This is a genomic window from Nocardia vaccinii NBRC 15922 (assembly GCF_001613305.1).
Classification (GTDB): domain Bacteria; phylum Actinomycetota; class Actinomycetes; order Mycobacteriales; family Mycobacteriaceae; genus Nocardia; species Nocardia vaccinii.
The window spans coordinates 181,935-205,397 of the sequence record NZ_BDCC01000012.1; the positions used below are offsets into that span (position 1 = coordinate 181,935).

The window sequence follows — 23,463 nt, forward strand, 5'->3', positions numbered from 1 at the left end:
GCCTCCAGCCGGAAGACCCGGCCGGAAGCGCGGAACGACGACGATGTGACAGGTACGGAAATCCGCTCAGTCCCGCGGCTTCTCCCGAAGCTCGAAAGCCTCGATGATGTCGCCTTCCTTGATGTCGTTGTAGCCCAGGGTGATACCACATTCGAAGCCCTCGCGAGCCTCCATGACATCGTCCTTCTCCCGGCGCAACGACTGCAGCGTGGTCTCGGCGACCACCACACTGTCGCGGAGCAGGCGCACCTTGGCATTGCGCTTGACCGACCCGGCGGTGACCATACAACCGGCGATATTGCCGATCTTCGAGGAACGGAAGATCGCCCGGATCTCCGCACGCCCCAACTCGACCTCTTCGTAGATCGGCTTGAGCATGCCCTTGAGGGCCTTCTCGATCTCGTCGATGGCCTGGTAGATCACCGAGTAGTACCGGATGTCCACGCCTTCACGGTTGGCCAGCTCGGTCGCCTTGCCCTCCGCGCGCACGTTGAACCCGATGATGATCGCGTTCGACGCCGAAGCCAGGTTGACGTTGGTCTCGGTGACGCCACCGACACCGCGGTCGATGACCCGCAGCCGCACCTCGTCGCTGATCTCGATGCCCAGCAGGGCCTCCTCGAGCGCCTCGACGGTGCCCGAGTTGTCGCCCTTGAGGATCAGGTTCAGCTCCGAGGTCTCCTTCAGAGCGGCATCCAGATCTTCCAGGCTGATCCGTTTGCGGCTGCGTGCGGCCAGCGCGTTGCGCTTGCGCGCATTGCGGCGGTCGGCGATCTGCCGCGCGATGCGGTCCTCCTCGACGACGAGCAGGTTGTCACCCGCGCCGGGCACCGACGTGAAGCCGATGACCTGAACCGGCCGCGACGGCAGCGCCGCGTCCACGTCCTCGCCGTGCTCGTCGACCATGCGGCGCACACGCCCGTAGGCATCGCCGGCGACGATCGAGTCGCCGACCCGCAGGGTTCCGCGCTGGATGAGCACCGTGGCCACCGGACCGCGACCGCGGTCCAGGTGCGCCTCGATGGCGACACCCTGCGCGTCCATGTCCGGGTTGGCCCGCAGATCCAGCGCCGCGTCCGCGGTCAGCACGACCGCTTCCAGCAGACCCTGGATGTTGATGTTCTGCCGGGCGGAGATGTCGACGAACATGGTGTCGCCGCCGAACTCCTCGGCCACCAGGTTGTACTCGGTCAGCTGCTGGCGGATCTTCTGAGGGTTCGCACCCTCCTTGTCGATCTTGTTGACCGCCACCACGATCGGCACGTCCGCGGCCTGCGCGTGGTTGATCGCTTCCACCGTCTGCGGCATGACGCCGTCGTCGGCGGCCACCACCAGCACCGCGATGTCCGTGGACTTCGCACCGCGGGCACGCATGGCGGTGAACGCCTCGTGACCCGGGGTGTCGATGAAGGTGATCAGGCGATCCTCGTCGTTGACGTTCGTCAGGACCTGGTAGGCGCCGATGTGCTGGGTGATGCCGCCGGCCTCGCCCTCGCGGACGTTGGTCTTGCGGATGGTGTCCAACAGCCGGGTCTTACCGTGGTCGACGTGGCCCATGACGGTGACCACCGGCGGACGGACCTGCAGCTCGTCCTCGCCGCCCTCGTCCTCGCCGTAGGTGAGGTCGAAGCTCTCCAGCAGCTCGCGGTCCTCGTCCTCCGGGGAGACCACGTGCACGACGTAGTTCATCTCGCCGCCGAGCAGCTCGAGCGTCTCGTCGTTCACCGACTGGGTGGCGGTGACCATCTCGCCGAGGTTGAACAGCGCCTGCACCAGCGAGGCCGGGTTGGCGTTGATCTTCTCGGCGAAGTCGGACAGCGACGCGCCGCGGGCGAGCCGGATGATCTCGCCGTTACCGCGCGGCAGCCGCACGCCGCCGACGGCGGGCGCCTGCATCGAGTCGTATTCCTGGCGCTTCTGCCGCTTGGACTTGCGGCCGCGACGCGGCGCACCGCCGGGGCGTCCGAACGCGCCCGCGGCACCGCCGCGACCACCCGGACCACCGGGACGACCGCCGCCACCGGGACGACCCCGGAAGCCACCGGCCGCGGGAGCGCCCGCACCGGCACCGGGACCACCCGTGCCGGCGCCACCGCCGCCACCGCGGTAACCGCCACCGCCGCCACCGGGACGACCGCCGCCGCCACCGGGACCACCGCCCGGACGACCCGGACGACCGGCGCCGCTCGGCCCGGGACGCGCCGCACGCTGCGGCATCGCACCCGGATTCGGCCGCGGCGGCATCGAGCCGGGGCTGGGACGCGGACCACCCGGACGCGGGCCACCGCCCTGCGCCGCGGCCGGACGCGGACCGCCCTGACCGGGGCCGGGACGCTGGCCGGGCGTCGGCCGGGGACCGCCGCCCTGCGACGGACCCGGACGCGGGCCGCTGGGCCCGGGAGCCGGACGCGGCGCGGGCCGCTCGGGCGCCGAGGAGAACGGATTGTTGCCCACCCGAGGGGTTTTCGGGCCGGGCTTGGGGCCGCCGGGACGCGGGCCGCCGCCCTGCGCGGCAGCCGGACGCTGCTGCTGACCCGGACGCGGGCCCCCGGGAGCCGGGCGCGGGCCGGAGCGGTCCCCGCTCGGACGCGGAGCGTGCTCCTGCGGCGCGGGCTTGGCGGCCGGACCCGGCTTCACCGAGGGGCCCGGCTTGGCGGCCGGAGCATTCTCGGCCCGGGGAGCCGGTGCCGGGGCCTTGGCGGCCGGAGCCGCAGGCTGCTGCGCCGGAGCCGCGGGCTGCTGCGCCGGAGCCGGGGCGGGACGCGGACCCGGACGGGGACCGGGCGTCGCGCCGGATGAAGGTTTGGGTCCCGGACGCGCGGACTGACCCGGGCCGGGGCGGGGGCCGCCGGACTTGGCGCTCCCGTTCGCGGACGCGGATTTGGATGCGAACGATTCCCGCAGACGACGCGCGACGGGTGCTTCCACCGTCGACGACGCCGATTTCACGAACTCGCCCTGCTCCTTGAGCGTTGCGAGTAGTTCTTTGCTCGTGACACCGAGTTCCTTGGCCAACTCGTGCACGCGGGCCTTGCCTGCCACTGCTCTCCTCACTGAGAGGTCGAGCGTGGCGTTCCGTCACCTGTGGACGGGTGGCCCGCACGACCTCGGGTTATCTCCGATGGACGTTCATCGCTGGTACTTCACGGTGTGCTCATGAGTGCTCGTGCCTGTTCTCGACGTAGTGCTCAAGGGCTGAGATATCCAGTTTTCCGGACACTCGTAGTGCTCTGCCGAACGATCGGCGCCGTTCCGCAGTGCTCAGACAAGCTGAAGAGGGGTGCAGCCAGGCACCCCTTCCGGGAAGTCTGCGCCGCGGATCGGGAACGACCGCAATGCTGTCCGTTCCGGACGATTGCGCCACGATCCGCAACAGATCGGCGGCCAGCTCGCGTTTCCGGCATCCGACGCACGTCCGGACGGGTCCGGTGCGCGGCGGGTCCGAAGACTCGCGCTGAGCCAACGTCCACTGTACCGCTGCCATGTCCGGAACCCCGCATCCAGCCCTCTGGTTAGTTACCAACCTGTCATCCCGTGCGAGAAATCTCTCACCCGCGCTGGGCCTCCGAACGCACCGGACCGGCCGCGTCGGGCGCCGCATCGCTGCGGATATCGATCCGCCAACCGGTCAGGCGCGCGGCCAGGCGGGCGTTCTGCCCCTCCTTGCCGATCGCCAGCGACAGCTGGAAATCCGGGACGACGACCCGCGCGGCACGGCCCTCCGCATCGACGACCGTGACCGAGACAACCTTCGACGGGGACAGCGCATTCCCGACGAACGTGGCCGGATCGTCCGCGTAGTCGATGATGTCGATCTTCTCGCCCGCCAGCTCGCTCATCACGTTGCGCACGCGCTGACCCATCGGGCCGATGCACGCGCCCTTTGCGTTCACACCCGACACGGTGGTCCGCACGGCGATCTTGGAGCGGTGCCCGGCCTCGCGGGCGACCGCGACGATCTCCACCGAACCGTCGGCTATCTCGGGCACCTCCAGCGCGAACAACCGCCGCACCAGGTTCGGGTGGGTGCGCGAGAGCGTGATCTGCGGACCCCGCGGCCCGCGCGAGACGCCCACGACGTAGCACTTGATCCGATCGCCGTGCTCGTACCTCTCTCCCGGCACCTGCTCGGCGGGCGGGATCACCCCTTCGGCCCCGTGCGCCTCGCTGCCGATGCGCACCACGATGGTGCCGCGGGCGTTCATGCGGGCGTCGCGCTGCACGACGCCGCCGACGATATCGCCCTCGTGGGTGGAGAATTCGCCGAAGGACTTCTCGTTCTCCGCATCGCGCAACCGCTGCAGCACCACCTGCCGCGCGGTCGTCGCGGCGATACGCCCGAATCCCTCGGGGGTGTCGTCCCATTCGGAGATGACGTTGCCGTCCGCGTCGAGTTCACGGGCCATCACTCGCACCACACCGGACTTCTGGTCGATGTCGATGCGGGCGTTGGGCTCGTGTCCTTCGGTGTGCCGGTAGGCGGTGAGCAGCGCGGACTCGATCGCGGAGATCACGGTCTCCATCGCGATGCCCTTGTCCGCGACGATCGCGCGCAGGGCTTCGATTTCGATGTTCATGCCATGGTCCCTTCGGTCGAAGCTGCCGCTGATTGGATTGCTCCCTGGTCGTCCTGTGCCCCGGGCGCCGGGCGTCCGGGGGCGACTCCCCCGGCGAGTTCCATCTCCGCCGCGCCCGGCGCGGAGAATTCCACCTGGACCACGGCGCGCTCGACGTCGGCGAGCGGAATGTGGACGCGGTGAGGTTTACGCCGTCCGCCCAGTACCAGGGCCACCTCGGTCTCGGTGACCTCGCCGACCCGGGCGTCGAACTTGCCGTTGCCCTCGGGAGTGGGTGCATCGGACCGCAGGGTGATGCGCACCTTGCGGCCGCGGGCGCGGCGCCAGTGCCGCGGCAGGGTCAGCGGACGTTCCACTCCGGGCGTGCCGACCTCGAGCAGATACGGGGTCTCACCGAATTCACCCGCTTCGTCCAGGATCACGGAGATGTCGGTACTCAGGTCCGCCACGGCGTCCAGATCGACGGTGTCATCGCTGTCGACGGTGACCACGACCCGCGCCTGATCCTTGCCCGCGCCCGACACGGCAACGCCCTCGAGATCGAACCCTCGACTCTCGACGAGCTCAGCAACGAGCTGGCTCACCCTTTCCTCGGTCGGCATCGGCATGTTGGGCGGCTCCTGGTTCAGTTGTGGCGGGGTGGAGTTGTCGGTATCGGTCCTGGTCGAACATGGTCGGCGCGGGGCGGCTGCGGAATACTCCGTCGGAGGTCTAGCGTAACGCGCTGCAAGAGTGTAAAGGACCAGCGTCCGTTCTCAGGTTTCCCGTGCTCACAGCGGCCGCCGCGGGCTCCGGTCGCCCCGATCGGCCCATCCGGCCGCGAATCCGCGCAGCGAACGCGTCCGGACCGGAGGAGAATTCGCCGGGCGAACCGCAGGAGCCGGCACAGCGCGGGCCGCGGTGCGCCCGCCGTCCCCGGTCGGGACGATCACTGGCACGATGTACGCGTGCCGATCAGTCAACGCATCCATCCGCCGGGCAGTTCCGCGCCGCCCACCGCCGGTGCGGGGATTTCCGTCCCGCTCGACCGCCGAGCGTTGCTGCGCGTCGCGGGCGGTGGTGCGTTCGCGATCATGTCGCTGAGCGCCGCGGCCTGCGCGAAGGACAAACCGCTCGAGCCGGATGCACTACTGCCGCACGAGGTTTCGGCTCGAACCGATGCGGTGTGGGCGAAAGCCGCCGCGGCCACCGCACCCGATCGCGCCGCAGCACTGACCGTCATCGCGACCCAGCGCGCGGCCCACGCCGACGCCCTGCGCGCGGAGATCGATCGAGCCATCGGCCTCTACGGCGACGGCACCAAACCGAAGTCGGCGAGCCCACCGGTCACGCCTCCGGCGGCCCCGTCGCCGCCGCCGACCCTCGACGCCCTGCGCACCCGCCTGGCCGCGGCGCAGAAGTCGGCCGCCGACGCCGCACCGGCGAATTCCGCCTACCGCGCCGGGTTGCTGGCATCGATCAGCGCGTCCTGCGCCGCCCACGTGGAGGTTCTGCTGACTTGACGGTTCTCCTGCCTGAAGACAGGAGATTTCCAACTCAGACCGCAACCGAACCACCCACCCGGAGGAGGCGATCCGCTTGTCTTACAACCTCAACACTGACGTGGCCCCGTTCTGCCACGGCCAGAACCACTCTGGCGGCGTTCCGATCGCGGCTGTCGACGTCGTGAACGACGGAGCATCCAAGGGGAGATCCTGATGGGGACTGCCGATCAGCAGGCGTTGACCGATGCGCTCAACGCCGAATACGCCGCCGTCTACGCCTACGGCGTCATCTCGGCCTACGCGGCCGCCGACCGCAACCGGATCATCGTCGACTTCACCGCGGCCCATCGCGCCCGCCGCGACGCCACTATCGATGCCCTGGAGGCCCTCGGCGCGCCCGTCCCGAGCCCTGCGGCCGCCTATCCGCCGCCGTCCCCGGTGAACGACCCGATCCCGGCGGCCAAATTCGCCGTCACGGTCGAAACCGATACCGCGATCGCCTGGCGTTCGGCCGTCGAACGCGCCGAGTCCGCGGCCGTGCGCCGCACAGGCGCGCAAGCGCTGGCCGACTGTTCCGTCCGCCTGGCCACCTGGCAGAAGATTCTGGGCACGAATCCGGCGACGGTGGCCTTTCCCGGCAGGGCCTGAGCAACCAGCTGGGCGAACGTCCTCGGATCACCTGCCGCATGACGTTCGCCCACACCAGGGTGAGGGCGTAGCCGCGCATCGCCCTGCGCGCGCAGCCTGCCCGCCGGTACTCGCGGAAAGGTCGCCCATTGCACCGGACCGCGATTCGGCGCGCGCCCATACCGTGCGTCGAAAGCTCCGCGCCGCAGCGATATCCGACTCACCTCGACCTGCCGGTTCAGCCCTGTCGGAGGGGAACCGGTAAATGCCTCGGTGCGCGGCGGCGGGCGGGCCCGATCCGCCGAGCAGTGACCGAACTCGAACGCGACCCGGGTGTCTTCCCGCGAGGCCTCGCCTCCGGTCAGATCAGCCGCGCACCTTGTCCAGGACCGCCTGAACAGCGCTCTCGGCCGGAATCTCGTCGCCGGTGCCGGCGAAACGGTCGCGGAGTTCGACCTTGCCGTCGGCCCAGCCGCGGCCGACGACCAGGACCAGGGGCATCCCGAGTAGTTCGGCGTCCTTGAACTTGACTCCGGGGGATGCGGTGCGGTCGTCGAGCAGGACCTCGAGCCCGGCCGAATCCAACTGGGCGGCAACCTGTTCCGCACCGGAACGGGCGCCCTCGTCCTTGTTGGCGATGACCACGTGCACGTCGAACGGCGCGACCTCGCGCGGCCAGCGCAGGCCCTTGTCGTCGTGCATCTGCTCCGCGAGCACCGCGACCATGCGCGAGACGCCGATGCCGTATGAGCCCATGATCAGCCGGACCGGTTTGCCGTTCTCACCGAGGACGTCGACCTCGAAGGTGTCGGTGTACTTGTAGCCGAGCTGGAAGATGTGCCCGATCTCGATACCCCGCGCGGCCACCAGTGTGCCGCGGCCGTCGGGCGAGGGGTCCCCGTCACGTACCTCGGCGGCCTCGATGGTGCCGTCGGGGGTGAAATCGCGCCCGGCGACCAGGCCGACCACATGGCGTCCCGGTGCGTCCGCACCGGTGATCCAGGAGGTTCCGGTGACCACCCGCGGGTCGACCAGATAGCGAACCCCGTTGGCCTGCAGCGACTTCGGGCCGATGTAACCCTTCACCAGGAACGGGTTCGCGGTGAAGTCGTCCTCGGTGAGCAGTTCGACCTCGGCGGGTTCGAGCGACGCACCCAGACGCTTGTCGTCCACCTCGCGGTCCCCGGGCACGCCGATGCCCAGGATCTCGGTCTTGCCGTCCGGGTGACGCAACTTGACCATGACGTTCTTCAACGTGTCCGCGGCGGTGACCGGCCGGCCGTACCGCTCGGCGATCCCGGCGCCGTTGGCCCAGTCGACCAGCGAGGCGATGGTGGGCGTGCCGGGGGTGTCGTACTCCTGCACGGGCGCCTGACCCGCCAGCGGAATCTCCGCGGGCGAAGGGGTGACGACCGCCTCGACATTCGCCGCATATCCCGATTCGCGGCAGATCACATAGGTGTCCTCACCGACGGGGCTGTCGGCCAGGAATTCCTCCGAAGCGCTGCCACCCATCGCGCCGGAAGTCGCCGCGACGATCACATAACTGACCCCGAGCCGGTCGAAGATCCGCTGATACGCCTGGCGGTGGGCGTCGTAGCTGGCCTGCAGACCCCGCTCGTCCAGGTCGAACGAGTACGAGTCCTTCATGACGAATTCACGGCCGCGCAGAATTCCCGCGCGGGGGCGCTCCTCGTCGCGATACTTGGTCTGGATCTGGTACAGGGTGACGGGCAGATCCTTGTAGGAGTTGTACTCGCCCTTCACCGTGAGGGCGAACAATTCCTCGTGCGTGGGTCCGAGCAGATAATCGGCCTTCTTGCGATCCTGCAGACGGAACAGCGCGTCACCGTATTCGGTCCAGCGGTTGGTGGCCTCGTAGGGCTCGCGCGGCAACAGCGCGGGCAGCGAGATCTCCTGCGCGCCGATGCCGTTCATCTCCTCGCGCACCACCTGCTCCACCTTGCGCAGCACCCGCAGCCCCAGCGGCAGCCACGAGTAGACGCCCGGCGCGATCCGGCGGACGTATCCGGCGCGGACCAGAAGCTTGTGGCTGGGCACCTCGGCGTCGGCGGGATCGTCACGCAGGGTGCGCAGGAACAGGTGCGAGAGACGGGTGATCACGGATGCAAAGAGTAGACCGTGGCCTCGGCACTCGGATCGGCGAGCCACCGCCTCCCCACACAGGCGCTTCGCGCCGGTACCGTATCGGCTCGTGCTGGTGCTGCTGCCTCCCTCCGAAACCAAGTCCGACGGTGGAAAATTCGGTCCGCTCGACCTGGACGAGCTGTCCTTGCCGCAGCTCACCGCCGTGCGCGACAAGCTGGTCACCGAACTGGTCGAACTTGCCGCCGATCCCGCGGCCGCCCGCGCGGCCCTGGGCCTGGGCAAAGCCGCCGATGCGGAGATCGCCCGCAACGCCGCGCTGCGCACCTCGCCCACGCGGCCCGCGCTCGAGCGGTACACCGGAGTGCTCTACGACGCACTGGACGCACGTGCGTTCACACCCGCGCAGCGCGCGAAGGCGCGGGCCCGGCTGGCCATCGGCTCGGCCCTGTTCGGCGTGGTGCGCGCGGGGGATCCGATTCCGGCCTACCGCCTCTCGGGCGGTTCCAAGCTGCCCGGATCGGCAACGCTGGCCTCGCTGTGGAAACCGGTGCTGACGCCCGCGTTGCGGGAGGAGACCGCCGGGCAGTTGGTCGTGGATCTGCGCTCGGGCACCTATCAGCAGCTGGGCCGGGTCCCCGGTGCGGTCACCGCGGCCGTCCTCACCGAACGTCCGGACGGCAGCCGCACGGTGGTGAGTCATTTCAACAAGCATCACAAGGGCCTGCTGGCCCGCGCGCTGGTGCTCAGTCGCGCCGAGCCCACCGATATCGCGGGTCTGGCACACATCGCCGAAAAAGCCGGATTGCGTATCGAAATCGCCTCCTCCACCGAACTTCTCGTGCTCACCTGAGATGAATTTCCGGTATCGCAAAATTGAACGCGGCACATCGGAAAACGCAACTATTTTCGCGAAATCCCAGAGTGTGCAGGCATTTCCGCAGCAACTGCCGCGTAACTTATTGTCCCGCTTGGGAACGAAGGCGTCCGTGCCGTAATGTCTTCGGGACGCACCGGATAATGCCGCGCATTCATTCCCTGTGATGTCGAGGAGCTCGGCGTGGGTATCCATTCCCTACGTGAAGACAAGGCCGCACGCGAACGCGAAGACAAAGCACTGCGGCAATTGACCGATCGACTGGTCGCGGACTACACGGACACCCATGCCGAGCAGGACGTCCATACCGCGATCGGCGCCGCGCGCAGCCGCTTCGACGGACACACCATCCGCGACTTCATTCCGATCCTGGTCGAGCGGGTCGCCCGCCGGACGCTCGACGGCGAACCCGAGGCCACCGCCGAGTCCGCGGCGACGGAGCCGGAATCGAATGCGCCGCGGCCCACGGGAGCCGGTATCGCGAACCGATTGCGTTCCGCGGCAACGGATCTGCTGCCGCCGCCGTGGCGCGGCCGCAATCTGATCGGCCCGGTCGCCGCCGCGATCGTCGTGGTGGTCGTGGTGGCGCTCGCCTTCGGCACCGGCGGATCACACCAAACCAGCACGGCCGCAACATCTTCGACGACAACCCTGCACGGCGTGATCGGCTCGGAAAAGCTCGCCTACTTCAACGACCCGAAGGTGATCGCCGAGCTGGCCCGGCACGGGCTGCGGGTGCAGGTCGAGTCGGCCGGGTCGCGCCAGATCGCGACGTCGGTGGATCTGAACAAGTACGACTTCGCCTTCCCGTCGAGCACTCCTGCGGCGGAAGTGGTTCTGCGCGAGCGCAACATCACTACGCGCTACACGCCCTTCTCCTCGCCGATGGCGATCGCGACCTTCAAACCCATTGCGGATCTGCTCACCGCGGCCGGTGTCGTGCGGCCCGGTCCGGTGCCGACCCTGGACATGAAGCGCTATCTCGATCTGGTGAGTGCGGGGACGCAGTGGAATCAGTTGTCCGGCAACACCGTCTATCAGGTGCCGAAGAACGTCCTGGTCTCCACCACCGACCCGCGCAGCTCCAACTCCGCCGCGATGTACCTTGCGATCGCGAGTTACGTGGCCAACGACGACACGATCGTGCGCGGCGCCACGGCCGAGGACAACGCGGTGCAAAAGGTTTCGAAACTCTTTGTCGGCCAGGGTTATTCGGACAATTCCAGTAAGGGCCCGTTCGACGAGTACCTGTCCGGCGGCATGGGCCCGACGCCCATGGTGCTGATCTACGAGGCGCAGTACGTGGAGGCGTCGGTGGCCGGCCGGATCACCCCGGACATGGTGCTGATGTACCCGTCGCCGACGGTGCTGTCCCGGCACACCCTGGTACCGCTGAACGCCAACGGCGATCGTCTCGGCAAGCTGCTGTCCACCGACCCCGAGCTACAGCAGTTGGCCGCCGAACACGGTTTCCGCACCGGCGATCCGGCCCAATTCGCCTCGGTGACAACGGAATACCACGTGCCGGTCACTCCCCAGCTGGTCGATGTGGTCGATACGCCCAGCTACGACACCATGGAGCATCTGCTCGACGGTGTGGCGCGGGCCTACAACTGACCGGTCAGCGCGCTGCCCGATGAGCACGGCCCGATAATTCGGATGCGCCCTTCCGGCGAGTCCCGTACCGTCTGTTCGTCGCTCGCACTCGGTTATGACTCCAGGTGTGGCACAAGGTTTTCCGACGACTGCTGCACGGTACGAGAACGGTGCGGAGGGAGGCATCACCATGACCAAGCTCAATCAGATCATCGCGGTGGAGAAGGGCGTCAAGAGCGGAGCGCTGCGCGAACTCGCCGAGGTCCAGGCCGGGCTGCACAAGCCCGCCCTGCTGGCCGGCATCTCGCGGTCGTATCAGCCCAAGGACGAGGAGGGTGAGCAGCTTCCGCCCGAAGCGACTCGCGTGCAGCTGAAGTCGGAGGATGTGCTGCGCCGCACGGCCAACACCCTGACCCGGCTGTTCGACGTCACCGCTACCAAGGACTGGACCAACTGCCAGGCCACGGCCGATGTGATCGTCGACGGCGAGACGCTGCTGCGCGACGTCCCGGTCACCTATCTGCTGTTCCTGGAGAAGCAGCTCGGCGAGCTGCTGGCCTTCGCCAAGAAGCTGCCGGTGCTCGACGCCGCCGAGGCGTGGGTGTTCGACGACTCCTCGGACACCTGGCGGACCGATGCGGTGCGTACGATCCGCACCAAGAAGGTTCCGCGCAACCACGTCAAGGCCGAGGCCACCGAGAAGCACCCGGCCCAGGTCGACGTGTACTACGAGGACATCGCGATCGGGTACTGGACGACGACCAAGTTCTCCGGCGCACTGCCCGCCCGTCGCGTCAACGAGCTCGCCGACCGGATCGAAAAGCTGCGTCAGGCAGTGCAGTTCGCCCGCGAGGAGGCCAATGCGACGGAGGTGACCGACCGCAAGGTCGGCGAGGTCGTGTTCGGATACCTGTTCCGCTAGTACCGGGTCCGGGAATGCCCGGATCCCCACGGAATTCCCCCGCGGTGATCGCGGGGGAAGCGCGAGGAGCGCAAAGCTCAAACTGAACATGAATCTGATTCGCGGTATCAGTGCGGGTTCGAACCCCGCCCCGGGCACGGGCCCGGGTAGCCCAATTGGTAGAGGCAGCCGCGGCAATCTCAGACTCTCGCTCCAGATTGAGTATTTCGCCGCCGAACTCGAGCAGGCGGGAAACGGACGACCGCGACGAGGTGCCGGCTCATCTCCGGCTCTCCGCGCTCTCATGCGGAGGTGGTCCAACGGTAGGACGCGTCGCCGAGAACCTGATCCGTTCCCGCATTGTCCGAGTGCGAAATGGCGGCAACACGGCGCCCGGCGGATGGCAAAGCCGCCGGGTGCCCCCAAAACTTCCGGCGCTCGCTACCTCGCCACGCCGATGTCCTCGTACCACAGCTGCGGATGCTCGGCGATGAAGCGGCTCATCATGTCCACGCAGCGCGAATCATCGAGCACCGTGATCGACACCCCGGCTTCGGCGAGCCACTCGAGTCCGCCGGTGAAGGTCCGCGACTCCCCGACGATCACCGCGCCGATGCCGAACTGCCGCACCAGGCCGCTGCAGTACCAGCACGGCGAGAGCGTGGTCACCATGACGGTGCCGCGATAGTCCCGCCGTCGCCCGGCATCACGGAATGCGACGGTCTCTGCGTGCAGGCTCGGATCATCGTCCTGTACCCGCCGATTGTGTCCGCGGCCCAGGACGTTGCCCTGCGCGTCGAACAGTGCGGCACCGATCGGAATCCCGCCCTGCGACAGCCCCAACCGAGCTTGTTCGACGGCCACGTCCAGCATGCGTTCGGCGGTGATCATGGAACTCATGCTGCCCTACGTGCCGCGACCACAGTTCGGCAGTTCGCACGCAGAGGTCCGATCCGGCTGAGCGATCAGACCTCGGATCGGCCGAGCGGTGAAAGGGCGGCGGTTGACGTCATACCCCGCCGGACCCCGCGGTCATGTCACGGATCAGCAGGGCGGTGTGCAGGGAGGTGCGAATCTCACCGTCATCCAGATCCACGCCGAGGATGCGCTCGATGCGGGCCAGGCGGTCGTAGAGGGCCGGGCGCGAGATGTTCAGCCGCCGGGCGAGTTCGGTCTTGTTGCCCGCCAGATCCAGGAACCGCCGCAACGTCGGGGTGAGGTCGCCGCGGTGGCGAATGTCGTGGCGCAGCAGGGCGCTCAACTCCGTCTCGGCGAAACGCTGGACGCCGGGTTCGTTGCGGATCAGCGACAGCAGCCCGCGCAGTCGCACATCGCCGCTGCGGTAGTACGAGCGCGGCGCGGTCGATTCCAGCGACAGCGCGATCTCGGCGACGTGCGCGGCATGTGCGAGTTCGCGCGCGGCGTCCAGCAGCGATTCCGAATCCGCGCCCACACCCACCGCGATCCGCTGTACACCGTCGGTGCGGCGCAGCTCCGCGGCCAGTGCGGCACAGATCTGTTCCAGCCGGGGGTCCAGCTCGCCGTCCCGGCCGAGCCCCAGGATGAGGGTCAGCTGTTGTTCCTCCGCCGCACTCAGGGCGGTTGCCCGGCTCAGCGCCACGCCGTGGCCGGCCGCGTCCAGCAGTGTGGCCGCACGCCGCTGCCGGGCCACCGGATCCGGCTCGCTCACTGCGGCCACCCGGACCGAGACCGGTACGTAGCGAGCACGACGGGCCAGGCCCAGTGTCGCGGCGCGGGCCACCGCTTCCTGCTCGTCGATCACGCGACCGGCGACCATATCCTCGATGAGGCCGGTCTGCGCCTGCCGATGCAGCCCGAACCGATCCTTCTCGATCATCCGGTGCAAGGTGAGCGTCTGCGCGGCCCGCTCCAGGACCATCCGCGCCCGGGCCGAGGGGATGCTCTCCGAACGCAGCAGCAGCCGCCCCCAACGCTGGGTGTGCGGGCCGACCGGGACGGCGCTGTCCGCATCGTCGGGCAGCATGCGCGAAGTGGTCTCCCAGTTCTCCAGCAGCGCCGCGGCCGAGGTGCGCCGCGCCGACACCGCCAGCACCCGGTGCGCCAGATCCTCCAGGACCACCGACGAATCCAGCAGGGTCGCAGCGGTTTTCACGATCTCCTCGAGTGAAGCGCGGCGCACGCTGAGGGTGGTGAAGGTTTCGTGCACCGACTGGGCGAATTCCAGTTCGGCATACTGATCGGCCACGATCATCCGATGCACCGCCTCGGTGACCTCCACGAACCGAGTGATCCGGCGCAGCGAGATCACCGGCAGCCCGAGCCGATCGGCGACGGTCGCGACGAAGGTGGGCAGTTCGGCGACGTACCGGCCCAGTTCCACGACCAGACCCGCCACCCCGGCCGCGGACAGTGATTCCAGGTAGGCGCCCGTAGCCGGGGCCCCGTAGGCCAGCGGCTGGCCGGTGGTCAGGATGAGTTCCCCACCCGAGACGAGAGTGGCCAGATCCGCGGTCTCGCTGACGTGCACCCAGCGCACCGGCCGGTCCAGGCCCTGCGCGCCGCCGATCACCCGAGGTTCGCCGCCCCGGACCACGGGCATGTCGAGAATTTCGGCGACAGTGGGCAGCACCGACGAATCGTAATACATCCGGGCTCGAAGCCGACATTTCGTCGGGCGTCACTCCGGCCGCGGCGGGACACAGTGGAAGCATCAGTCCGGTCCGGATTCGAGGAGAGATATGCACACCATCGCGCATTGGGTCGACGGCAAACCGTTCGCCGGAACCAGCGAGGCGACCGCGCCGGTGACCAATCCCGCCACCGGCGAGGTCAGCGGACAGGTCGCGCTGGCCGATACCGCCGATGTCCGGGTGGCGATCGAGGCGGCCGCCGCGACGTTCCCGGCATGGCGCGACACCTCGCTCACCCGGCGGGTCCAAGTGCTGTTCCGCTTCCGCGAACTGCTCAACGAGCGCAAGCAGGATCTGGCCGCGATCATCACCGCCGAACATGGCAAGGTCCTCTCCGATGCGCTCGGCGAGGTGACCCGCGGTCTCGAGGTCGTCGAATTCGCCTGCGGCATACCCCATCTGCTCAAGGGCGGGTTCACCGAGAACGCCTCCACCAAGGTCGACATCTTCTCGATCCATCAGCCGCTGGGCCCGGTGGCGATCATCTCGCCGTTCAACTTCCCGGCCATGGTGCCGATGTGGTTCTTCCCGGTCGCCATCGCCGCGGGCAATACCGTGGTGCTCAAGCCGAGCGAGAAGGATCCCTCGGCGGCGCTGTGGCTCGCGCGACTGTGGGCCGAGGCGGGCCTGCCCGATGGAGTGTTCAACGTGGTCCAGGGCGATAAGACCGCCGTCGACGAACTGCTGGACAATCCGGCGATCAAGGCGGTGTCCTTCGTGGGCTCCACGCCGATCGCCCGCTACGTCTACGAGCGCGGCACCGCCGCCGGGAAACGGGTGCAGGCCCTGGGCGGGGCCAAGAACCACATGGTGGTGCTGCCCGATGCCGATCTGGATCTGGCCGCCGACGCCGCGGTCAACGCCGGATTCGGCTCTGCCGGTGAACGTTGTATGGCGATCAGCGTCCTGGTGGCCGTCGGCGAGATCGCCGACGACCTGATCGCGCGAATCACCCAGCGCGCCAAGACGATCAAGACCGGTGACGGCACCCGTGACAGCGATATGGGGCCGCTGGTGACCAGGGCGCACCGGGACAAGGTCGCCGCCTACATCACCGCCGGGGAATCGGAGGGCGCCACGGTGGCGCTCGACGGAAGAGATGTGCGGCCGGACGGCGGTGCGGACGGATTCTGGCTGGGACCGACCCTGCTCGACCACGTCGGCCCGGGAATGAGCGTCTACACCGACGAAATCTTCGGGCCCGTCCTCTCGGTGGTTCGCGTCGCGACCTACGAGGAGGCGCTGGCGCTGATCAATGCGAACCCGTACGGCAACGGCACCGCTATCTTCACCAACGACGGCGGCGCGGCGCGGCGTTTCCACAACGAGGTCGAGGTCGGCATGATCGGGATCAACGTGCCGATCCCGGTGCCCATGGCCTACTACAGCTTCGGCGGCTGGAAGGCCTCGCTGTTCGGCGACTCCCATGCGCACGGAACGGACGGCGTGCACTTCTACACCCGCACGAAGGCCATCACCTCCCGTTGGCTCGACCCCAGCCACGGAGGTCTGAACCTCGGCTTCCCACAGAACAGCTGACCACGGAGAGGGGAATTCCGGACGATGGCGCAGAGCACCACACCGATCCCGGACACGCCGCTGCCCAACGGCCTGAGCGTCACCGCCGCCCGTGCCGAGGCCGAGCGCGCCTACGAACTGGACCGCAGGCACGTCTTTCACTCCTGGTCGGCCCAGCGACGGCTCGATCCGATGACGATCAGCGCCGCGCAGGGTTGCTATGTCTGGGACGGTGCGGGCCGCCGCCTGCTGGACTTCTCCTCGCAGCTGGTGAACACCAACATCGGCCACCAACATCCGAAAGTGGTTGCGGCCGTTCAGGAACAGGCAGCCAAGCTGTGCACGATCGCGCCGCAGCACGTCAACGCGGCGCGATCGGAGGCCGCCCGGCTCATCGCCGAGCGGACCCCGGGCGAGCTGAAACAGATCTTCTTCACCAACGGCGGCGCCGACGCGGTCGAACACGCGGTGCGGATGGCGCGGCTGCACACCGGCCGCACCAAGGTGCTGGCCCGCTACCGCTCGTACCACGGCGGAACGGATCTGGCGGTGAATCTGACCGGCGACCCGCGCCGCTGGCCGAATGATCGCGGCGCCGCCGGAGTGGTGCACTTCCACGGCCCGTTCCGGTACCGCTCGCAGTTCCACGCGGAATCCGATGCGCAGGAGTGTGAGCGCGCGCTCGAACACCTCGAGCAGACCATTGTGCTGGAAGGATCCGAGACGATCGCGGCGATCATCCTGGAGTCGGTCCCGGGCACCGCGGGGATCATGGTGCCGCCGCCCGGATATCTGGCCGGCGTCCGCGCATTGTGCGATCGCTACGGCATCGTTTTCATCGCCGACGAGGTGATGTCCGGTTTCGGGCGCACGGGGCGATGGTTCGCAATCGAGCATGCCGCCGAATTCCCCTCCACCACTACGGAATTCCGCGCTGTCGTGCCCGATCTGCTCACCTTCGCCAAGGGGGTCAACTCCGGATATGTTCCGCTGGGCGGCGTAGCGATCGCACCCCATATCGCGGCGACCTTCGACGACCGGGCGTACCCCGGTGGGCTGACCTACTCCGGACATCCGCTGGCCACCGCAGCGGCTGTGGCGACGATCACGGCGATGGCCGAGGAACGCATCGTCGAGAATGCCGCCGAGATCGGCGAGCGTGTGCTCGGCCCCGAGCTGGGCGAGCTGGCCGAGCGGCATCGCTGTATCGGCGAGGTGCGCGGTCTCGGCGTGTTCTGGGCCCTGGAACTGGTCCGAGACATGCGGACCCGCGAACCGCTGGCGCCCCTCGGCGGCACCGCCACCGTGATGCGCGAAGTGGACGCGGCCTGCCGCGCGGCCGGACTCCTGCTGGCCGTGAACGCCAACCGCCTGCATATCGTGCCGCCGTGCACGATCAGCGAGGCCGAGGCGAAGGAAGGACTGGCGATCCTGGACGATGCGCTCACCCTGGCCGACGTACACGCCGCCTGAGTTCCACGCGAGCACCCGACTCCCGCACCGCCGACCAACGCGATTCCCCGCACCAATTCCGTTGTCGGGGCCATGTACGCAATCCGCAGTCGCCGAACCGCGGATGAGACACCGGCCGTAGCGATACCCGGCGGCGGGTGAGATCCCCTGATCGTTCCACCGTCGAGCAAACTCTCGGAGGAAACGCACCGCGGGCCGGCACCGGAACGGTACGGTTCGGCCATGCCCCTTCGACCCCAACGTTGGACGCCGCCGAAGGCCACCCCGCGCGCCCGCGAGAGCCACAGCGTGCCGCCGATGCCCGAACCGCGATTGCTCGACCTGCCGGGCGCCGTTCCCGAGGACGTGGTGCTCGCGCCGGACGGCCGGATCGTGACCGGGATCAGCGGCGGCGCGATCCTGCTGGTCGATCCTCGCGACGGCGCGGTGGAGCAGATCGCCGACACCGGCGGACGACCGCTGGGACTGCACGCCGACCCCGACGGTTCCCTGCTGATCTGCGATTCCGAGCGCGGGCTGCTCCGGTTGAGCGCACCGCACGGAACGCTCGAGGTCTTGGTGGACGAGGTGGACGGGGACCGGCTCAACTTCACCAGCAATGTCGTCGCCGATGAGGACGGCACGATCTACTTCTCCGCCTCCACCCGCCGATACTCGTTCGACGACTATCTGGGCGATTTCTTCGAACATTCCGGCACCGGACGACTGTTTCGCCGCACGCCCGACGGCCGGGTCGAAACCCTTTTGGACGGACTGCAATTCGCCAATGGTGTGGTGCTCGCCCCGGACCGCTCGCACCTTCTGGTCGCCGAGACCGCGGCCTATCGCATCACGCGGTACCACCTGTCCGGCCCGAAGGCCGGCACCTCGGACCATCTGATCGAGAATCTGCCCGGGCTTCCCGACAATATGGGCCTGGGCAGCGACGGATTGGTCTGGGTCGCCCTGGTCACACCGCGAAATCCGTTGCTGGACATGCTTCTTCCGCTGCCCGGCATACTGCGCAAACTGATTTGGGCGATACCAGCCGGTATGCAGCCCAAACCCGTGCGCACCGCCTGGGTACAGGCCTACGGCTTCGACGGCACGCTCGTTCACGACCTGCAACGCGAGGGAGATCGCTACGCGATGGTCACCGGGGTCGCCGAACAAGACGGCACCCTGTACTTGGGCACCCTCGCCGAGCCCGCGATCGCCGTGGTCCGGCTCGCTCCCTGACCGCATCGACATTCGCGCTCACCGCCCGGTCGTGACCGGCTCGACCGGGCCCCGGTACCCACCGCCGCGCCGCGGCGACATCGCCGCCAGCCCGCAACCACTCGATTCGCGCGAGGTCCTGCCGCCCGGCCGGGGTGTGTAGATCGCCGAGAGGTCGAGCCGCACCGGGAACGGCACGGCGGTGGACAACGTGCCGCTGTGGATCGGAGTGGGCGCCGGAACATATTCGCGCGATTCCTGATCGAGCCAATACTGATAGACGATCGGGCGATCGTCCTGCCCGCGCTCGACCCGCCAGAAATTGGCGATCCCCGCCGCGGCGTACACCCGCGGGGTGCGGTACCAATCGTCTCCTCCGGAATCGCCCGAGACGATCTCGACCACGAGCACCGCCGCGGCCGCCGGAATCCCCTCGGCGGCATACATCTCGACGGCCGACTCGTCGACCACCACGACGTCCGGTCTCAGGGCACTGCACTCGCCGAGCACCATGCGCTGGTCGGGACGGATCGCGTACGGAGCCCGCCGCGCGGACCCCAGCGCCCGCACCAATGCATCACGAATGAGCCTGTGCCGGTACCCGATTCGCCCGCGCACGACGACCTCCCCCTCCACCAACTCCCAGTCGTACGGTAGATCCAGCGCACTCACCTGCGCACAAGACCACCCGCCCCGCCCGACCTCCGGCCGCTCGCCGAACCCACCGGTCATCCCCACGGACATATTCCCCTCCATCCCCTACGCGAGGGCCCACTCCCCCGACCCGCCCCACCCTAATCACGCGCAGCCGCTCCCCACCAGCACAAACCCGCAGCCGCACCCCTTGGACGACGAATTTCCCTGTACCCCACCATAAAGCGAGTGCATCCAACGGCAACCAGTGCGACAGCCGCCACCGACCGCCGGTGCGAGCCGCCGACCTCAACCCCACGCGACGAACTCCCCGTGTCCGTCACCATCGCCGAATGCGTCCACCCGAAACCAGCGCGACGCCATCGACCACCCCACCTGCACGCATACCGCGCACGGCGAACCATTCTGTCCGCCATCATGAATCGAGTGCGCCCGGCGAACAGGGTGCGGCATTCACCACCGCTCGACCACATCAGGGCGAAATACGCTGTCCACCACCGGATTCGAGGGCAATCACAGGAAGCGGGCGCGGCGCCCGGTCATCAGCGCGTGATCAGAACTGCTGCGATTCCTTCTCCGCGTCCTGAGCGAGCGCGAGCTGGCGCGGGGTGTAGCGCAGGGTGAAGCCGATCAGGCCCACGATCAGAGCACCGAAGCCGCAGATGAGCAGTACCAGGGTGTAGCCGCTGCCGAGCGCTTCGATCTGGGCCGCGGTCATTCCCGCCGCACGTCCGGTACGTCCCCCCATGGACAGGGTGCGGGAGGCGGCGATGGGGGTCAGGATGCCGACCGACAGCGGGGTGCCCAGGCTGAAGATCATCTGGCCGATCGCCGAGAGCGGGCCGACCTCGGCCACCGGCACACCGACCAGTAGGCACAGCGGTCCGGTGACGATCACCAATCCGACGCCGAAACCCGCCCCCAGCAACAGGATCAGCAACGTCGGCCAGTATTGGACACCCCCGTCCAGCGTCGATCCGTAGACGCCCGCGGCGGCGAGGAACACACCAGCCAACACCAGCAACCATCGCGGCTTGACCATGACGACCGCCTTGGACGCCACCGCCGTGCCGACCCCGGCGCCGAGGGTGAACGGAATCGAGGCCACCCCCGCGACCAGCGGGCTGTAGCCCACGACATTCTGCAGGAACTGCGCGACGAAGTAGGTCATCCCGCCCAGCACACCGGACCCGAGCAACAGCGCCACGAATGTCACCGACCGGTCGCGATTCTTGAACAGCGACAGCGGCAGCACCGGATTGTCCGCATACCGTTCCACCGCGATGAAGGCCACGAGCAGTACGGCCCCCGCGATCAGCGAGCCGAGGATCACCGGACTGGTCCACCCCCAGTTGGGTCCCTCGGTGGCGCCGAGCACGACCGCAGCGCACGCCGCCGTCCCGAGTACCGAACCGGGCACGTCCAGCGCCAGCCGGTGATGAGCGGTGTCGCGAAGCACGAAAATCGCGCCGAGCACGATCAGGATGCCGATCGGAACGTTGATCAGGAAGACGAGCCGCCAGTTCAACTGGGTGAGCGCGCCGCCGATCACCAATCCGCCGACCGAACCGATGGCCTGCATGGAGGCGAAGATCGCGATGGCGCGGGTACGCACCGGACCGGGCGCATAGGTGCTCACCACCAGGGCCATCGCCGACGGCGCCGCGATGGCACCACCGATCCCCTGGACGCCGCGGGCGAGTATGAGCATGACCTCGTCCTGCGCCAACCCGCACACCAGCGAGGACAGGGTGAACACCGCGACGCCGATCATCAGCACTCGCTTGCGCCCGAACAGATCACCGATGCGTCCGCCCAGCAGCATGAGGCCGGCGAAGGTCAGGCCGTACGCGGTCACCGTCCAGGCACTGCCCGAACTCGACAGCCCCATCTGCTCCTGCAGACGCGGCAGCGCGAGGATCACGATGGTCCCGTCCAGGATCACCATCAGATTCAGCCCGCTGAGCACCAGAATCGGCAGCCCGAAAGCCCGCTGGGTCATCGGAGAGTCCATTGTCGCAGCGGGGTTATCTGGCACAGTGAGCCACTGTAACCGATCCCGGCCGGGTCAAAAACGAGCCGGTTCGGGCCGCACGGGCCACCTTCGACCGCCATTCCTCCAGCATCCCCGGCGCTCGGCGCCGCCCGCACACAACCCGCAACTCCATACCTGTCGGCGGCCCGCCCCTATCCACCACGAAAGGGACGGACCGCCGGGGGAATCCACTACAGCTGGGCCCAGACCGACTTGGTCTGCAGATACGCCTCGATACCCTCACGACCGAATTCGTGGCCCCAACCGGACTGCTTGTAACCGCCGAACGGCACCCCGTGGTCGAAGACCAGCTGACAGTTCAGGGTGACCGTGCCCGCCTGCAGGCGCTTGGCGATGCGGTGGGCGCGACCCAGATTGGTCGTCCAGGCGGTCGCGGCCAGGCCGTAGGTGGTGTCGTTGGCCAGGGCCACGGCCTCGTCATCGTCGTCGAACGGCAGGATCGTCACCACCGGTCCGAAGATCTCCTCCTGGTACAACCGGCTGGTGGCGGGGTCGACATTGGTCAGCACGGTCGGATGCACGAAATAGCCGGGCCGGTCCAGCCGGTGTCCGCCGGTGACGACCTCGACGCCGTCCCGCTTGCCCTCTTCGATGTAGCCCATCACGCGGGTGAGCTGTTTGGCGCTGATGAGCGGGCTGATCATGGCCCCCTCCTCCTTGGGCCCGCCCAGCTTCAGGTTGTTCGCGACCGTCGCGATGCCCTCCACGACGCGCTCGTACACCCCGCGCTGCACGAAGATCCGCGATCCGCAGACGCACCCCTGACCGGAGTGCACGAAGATCCCCATCGCCGCCATCATGATGGCCATGTCCAGATCGGCATCGTCGTAGATCAGCACCGGTGATTTCCCGCCGAGTTCGAGCATGACCTTCTTGAGATTGCCGGCCGAGGCCCGCACGATCTCCTTGCCGACCTCGGTCGAACCGGTGAAGGCGATCTTCTCCACGTCCGGGTGCGCGGTCAGCGCCGCGCCCGCGGTGTGACCGAAACCGTTGAGCAGGTTGACCACCCCCTCGGGCACCCCCGCTTCGGCGATGATGCGGTCCAGCAGCAGGGCCGACAGCGGCGTCTCCTCGGCGGGTTTGACGATGCTGCTGCACCCCGCGGCCAGCGCCGGGGCGATCTTGGCGCACGCGTTGAACACCGGACCGTTCCACGGGAAGATCAGCCCGACGACGCCGTACGGCTCCTTGAGCGTGTAGGCGTGCATATCGGCATACGCGCCGGATACGCCGCCGGTCATCTGCACCTCGTGTGCGGTGCCGTTGACCTTGGTGCACCACCCCGCGTAGTAACGGAAGAATTCCGCGCAGGTGGGCACGATCATCTGCGCCTGCGCCAGCGGCATACCCGTATTGAGCGAGTCGAGCTGGGCCAGATCCTCGGCGTAGTGATCCATCAGATCGGCGATGCGCCACATGATCTTCGCGCGCTCACGGCCCGGCATGGTGTGCCAGACACCCGATTCGAACGATGCCCGCGCCCGCTTCACCGCCTCGTCGACGGCCTCCGGCCCGCAGTCGGTGAATTCGGTGATCGGCTCCTCGGTCGCCGGGTCGATGACCGGAATGACCTCACCCGTTCCGGGCAACTTGCGTAGATCGTCCAATACCGACTGCAACGTCATCGCGGTACCTCACTCTTGAAAAATGGAAGTTTGATTCTCGATCGCGAGAATAACATTTCTCAGTGGCATGCGTCAGCATGCTGCGACCACTCACCTC

At 68.2% G+C, this 23,463-nt stretch carries 18 protein-coding genes; 8 read left to right on the plus strand and 10 right to left on the minus strand.

All coding sequences use genetic code 11. The features are described from left to right. Nucleotides 1–66: 66 nt before the first annotated feature. From infB to rimP, 4 genes are all read right to left on the minus strand, one after another. A complete protein-coding gene (gene infB, locus NV1_RS09440) occupies nt 67–3,042 on the minus strand; it encodes a translation initiation factor IF-2 (protein ID WP_067888025.1) in 2,976 nt (991 codons plus the stop codon). Between the two features lie 112 nt (nt 3,043–3,154). Next, the gene (locus NV1_RS41990; RefSeq protein ID WP_084525216.1) at nt 3,155–3,484 is read right to left on the minus strand and encodes a YlxR family protein; all 330 of its coding nucleotides are present in this window, start codon (nt 3,482–3,484) and stop codon (nt 3,155–3,157) included. A gap of 64 nt (nt 3,485–3,548) precedes the next feature. Further along, nucleotides 3,549–4,577 (minus strand): transcription termination factor NusA, encoded by a 1,029-nt coding sequence (nusA, locus tag NV1_RS09445; protein WP_067888028.1) that lies wholly within the window; start codon nt 4,575–4,577, stop codon nt 3,549–3,551. After that, entirely contained in the window at nt 4,574–5,185 is a 612-nt protein-coding gene (gene rimP, locus NV1_RS09450) for a ribosome maturation factor RimP (RefSeq protein ID WP_067888031.1), read from the minus strand. Before rimP ends, nusA begins: the two co-directional genes overlap by 4 nt. Before the next feature lie 339 nt (nt 5,186–5,524). Between rimP and NV1_RS09455 the strand changes: the two genes are divergently transcribed. After that, nucleotides 5,525–6,079, plus strand: coding sequence for a hypothetical protein (locus NV1_RS09455; protein ID WP_245713622.1), 555 nt, complete (start codon nt 5,525–5,527; stop codon nt 6,077–6,079). A 195-nt stretch (nt 6,080–6,274) separates the two neighbouring features. After that, entirely contained in the window at nt 6,275–6,709 is a 435-nt protein-coding gene (locus NV1_RS09460) for a ferritin-like domain-containing protein (RefSeq protein WP_067888034.1), read from the plus strand. Nucleotides 6,710–7,054: 345 nt separating this feature from the next. On the opposite strand, the gene NV1_RS09465 is transcribed toward NV1_RS09460, so the two are convergent. Continuing rightward, complete coding sequence (locus NV1_RS09465) at nt 7,055–8,812, minus strand: proline--tRNA ligase (RefSeq protein ID WP_067888037.1); 1,758 nt, start codon at nt 8,810–8,812, stop codon at nt 7,055–7,057. A 91-nt stretch (nt 8,813–8,903) separates the two neighbouring features. Between NV1_RS09465 and yaaA the strand changes: the two genes are divergently transcribed. The 3 genes from yaaA (at nt 8,904) to NV1_RS09480 (ending at nt 12,189) form a co-directional block, all read left to right on the plus strand. Then, nucleotides 8,904–9,647: a peroxide stress protein YaaA gene (yaaA, locus tag NV1_RS09470; protein WP_067888039.1), complete on the plus strand. Its 744-nt coding sequence runs from the start codon at nt 8,904–8,906 to the stop codon at nt 9,645–9,647. A gap of 207 nt (nt 9,648–9,854) precedes the next feature. Further along, complete coding sequence (locus NV1_RS09475) at nt 9,855–11,288, plus strand: three-helix bundle dimerization domain-containing protein (RefSeq protein ID WP_245713623.1); 1,434 nt, start codon at nt 9,855–9,857, stop codon at nt 11,286–11,288. A gap of 169 nt (nt 11,289–11,457) precedes the next feature. Next, nucleotides 11,458–12,189: a DUF7873 family protein gene (locus tag NV1_RS09480; RefSeq protein WP_067888845.1), complete on the plus strand. Its 732-nt coding sequence runs from the start codon at nt 11,458–11,460 to the stop codon at nt 12,187–12,189. A 420-nt stretch (nt 12,190–12,609) separates the two neighbouring features. Here NV1_RS09480 and NV1_RS09485 read toward each other — a convergent pair whose 3' ends face one another. Then, entirely contained in the window at nt 12,610–13,041 is a 432-nt protein-coding gene (locus tag NV1_RS09485) for a nucleoside deaminase (RefSeq protein WP_067888848.1), read from the minus strand. A 136-nt stretch (nt 13,042–13,177) separates the two neighbouring features. Beyond that, entirely contained in the window at nt 13,178–14,779 is a 1,602-nt protein-coding gene (locus tag NV1_RS09490; protein ID WP_067888851.1) for a PucR family transcriptional regulator, read from the minus strand. Nucleotides 14,780–14,888: 109 nt separating this feature from the next. Between NV1_RS09490 and NV1_RS09495 the strand changes: the two genes are divergently transcribed. From NV1_RS09495 to NV1_RS09505, 3 genes are all read left to right on the plus strand, one after another. Further along, nucleotides 14,889–16,379, plus strand: a complete 1,491-nt coding sequence (locus NV1_RS09495; protein ID WP_067888042.1) for a CoA-acylating methylmalonate-semialdehyde dehydrogenase — start codon at nt 14,889–14,891, stop codon at nt 16,377–16,379. A 24-nt stretch (nt 16,380–16,403) separates the two neighbouring features. Next, on the plus strand, nt 16,404–17,831 hold the full coding sequence (locus NV1_RS09500) for an aspartate aminotransferase family protein (RefSeq protein ID WP_067888046.1): 1,428 nt from the start codon (nt 16,404–16,406) through the stop codon (nt 17,829–17,831). A gap of 222 nt (nt 17,832–18,053) precedes the next feature. After that, entirely contained in the window at nt 18,054–19,049 is a 996-nt protein-coding gene (locus NV1_RS09505; protein ID WP_245713624.1) for an SMP-30/gluconolactonase/LRE family protein, read from the plus strand. Nucleotides 19,050–19,067: 18 nt separating this feature from the next. On the opposite strand, the gene NV1_RS09510 is transcribed toward NV1_RS09505, so the two are convergent. The 3 genes from NV1_RS09510 to NV1_RS09520 all read right to left on the minus strand — a co-directional run bounded on the left by NV1_RS09510 (nt 19,068) and on the right by NV1_RS09520 (nt 23,366). Then, nucleotides 19,068–19,772 carry a Uma2 family endonuclease gene (locus NV1_RS09510; RefSeq protein ID WP_169813307.1) on the minus strand — a complete coding sequence of 235 codons (705 nt, stop codon included), beginning with the start codon at nt 19,770–19,772 and terminating at the stop codon, nt 19,068–19,070. Nucleotides 19,773–20,235: 463 nt separating this feature from the next. Then, complete coding sequence (locus NV1_RS09515; RefSeq protein WP_245713625.1) at nt 20,236–21,684, minus strand: MFS transporter; 1,449 nt, start codon at nt 21,682–21,684, stop codon at nt 20,236–20,238. Between the two features lie 224 nt (nt 21,685–21,908). After that, the gene (locus NV1_RS09520) at nt 21,909–23,366 is read right to left on the minus strand and encodes an aldehyde dehydrogenase family protein (RefSeq protein WP_067888054.1); all 1,458 of its coding nucleotides are present in this window, start codon (nt 23,364–23,366) and stop codon (nt 21,909–21,911) included. Nucleotides 23,367–23,463 lie beyond the last annotated feature (97 nt).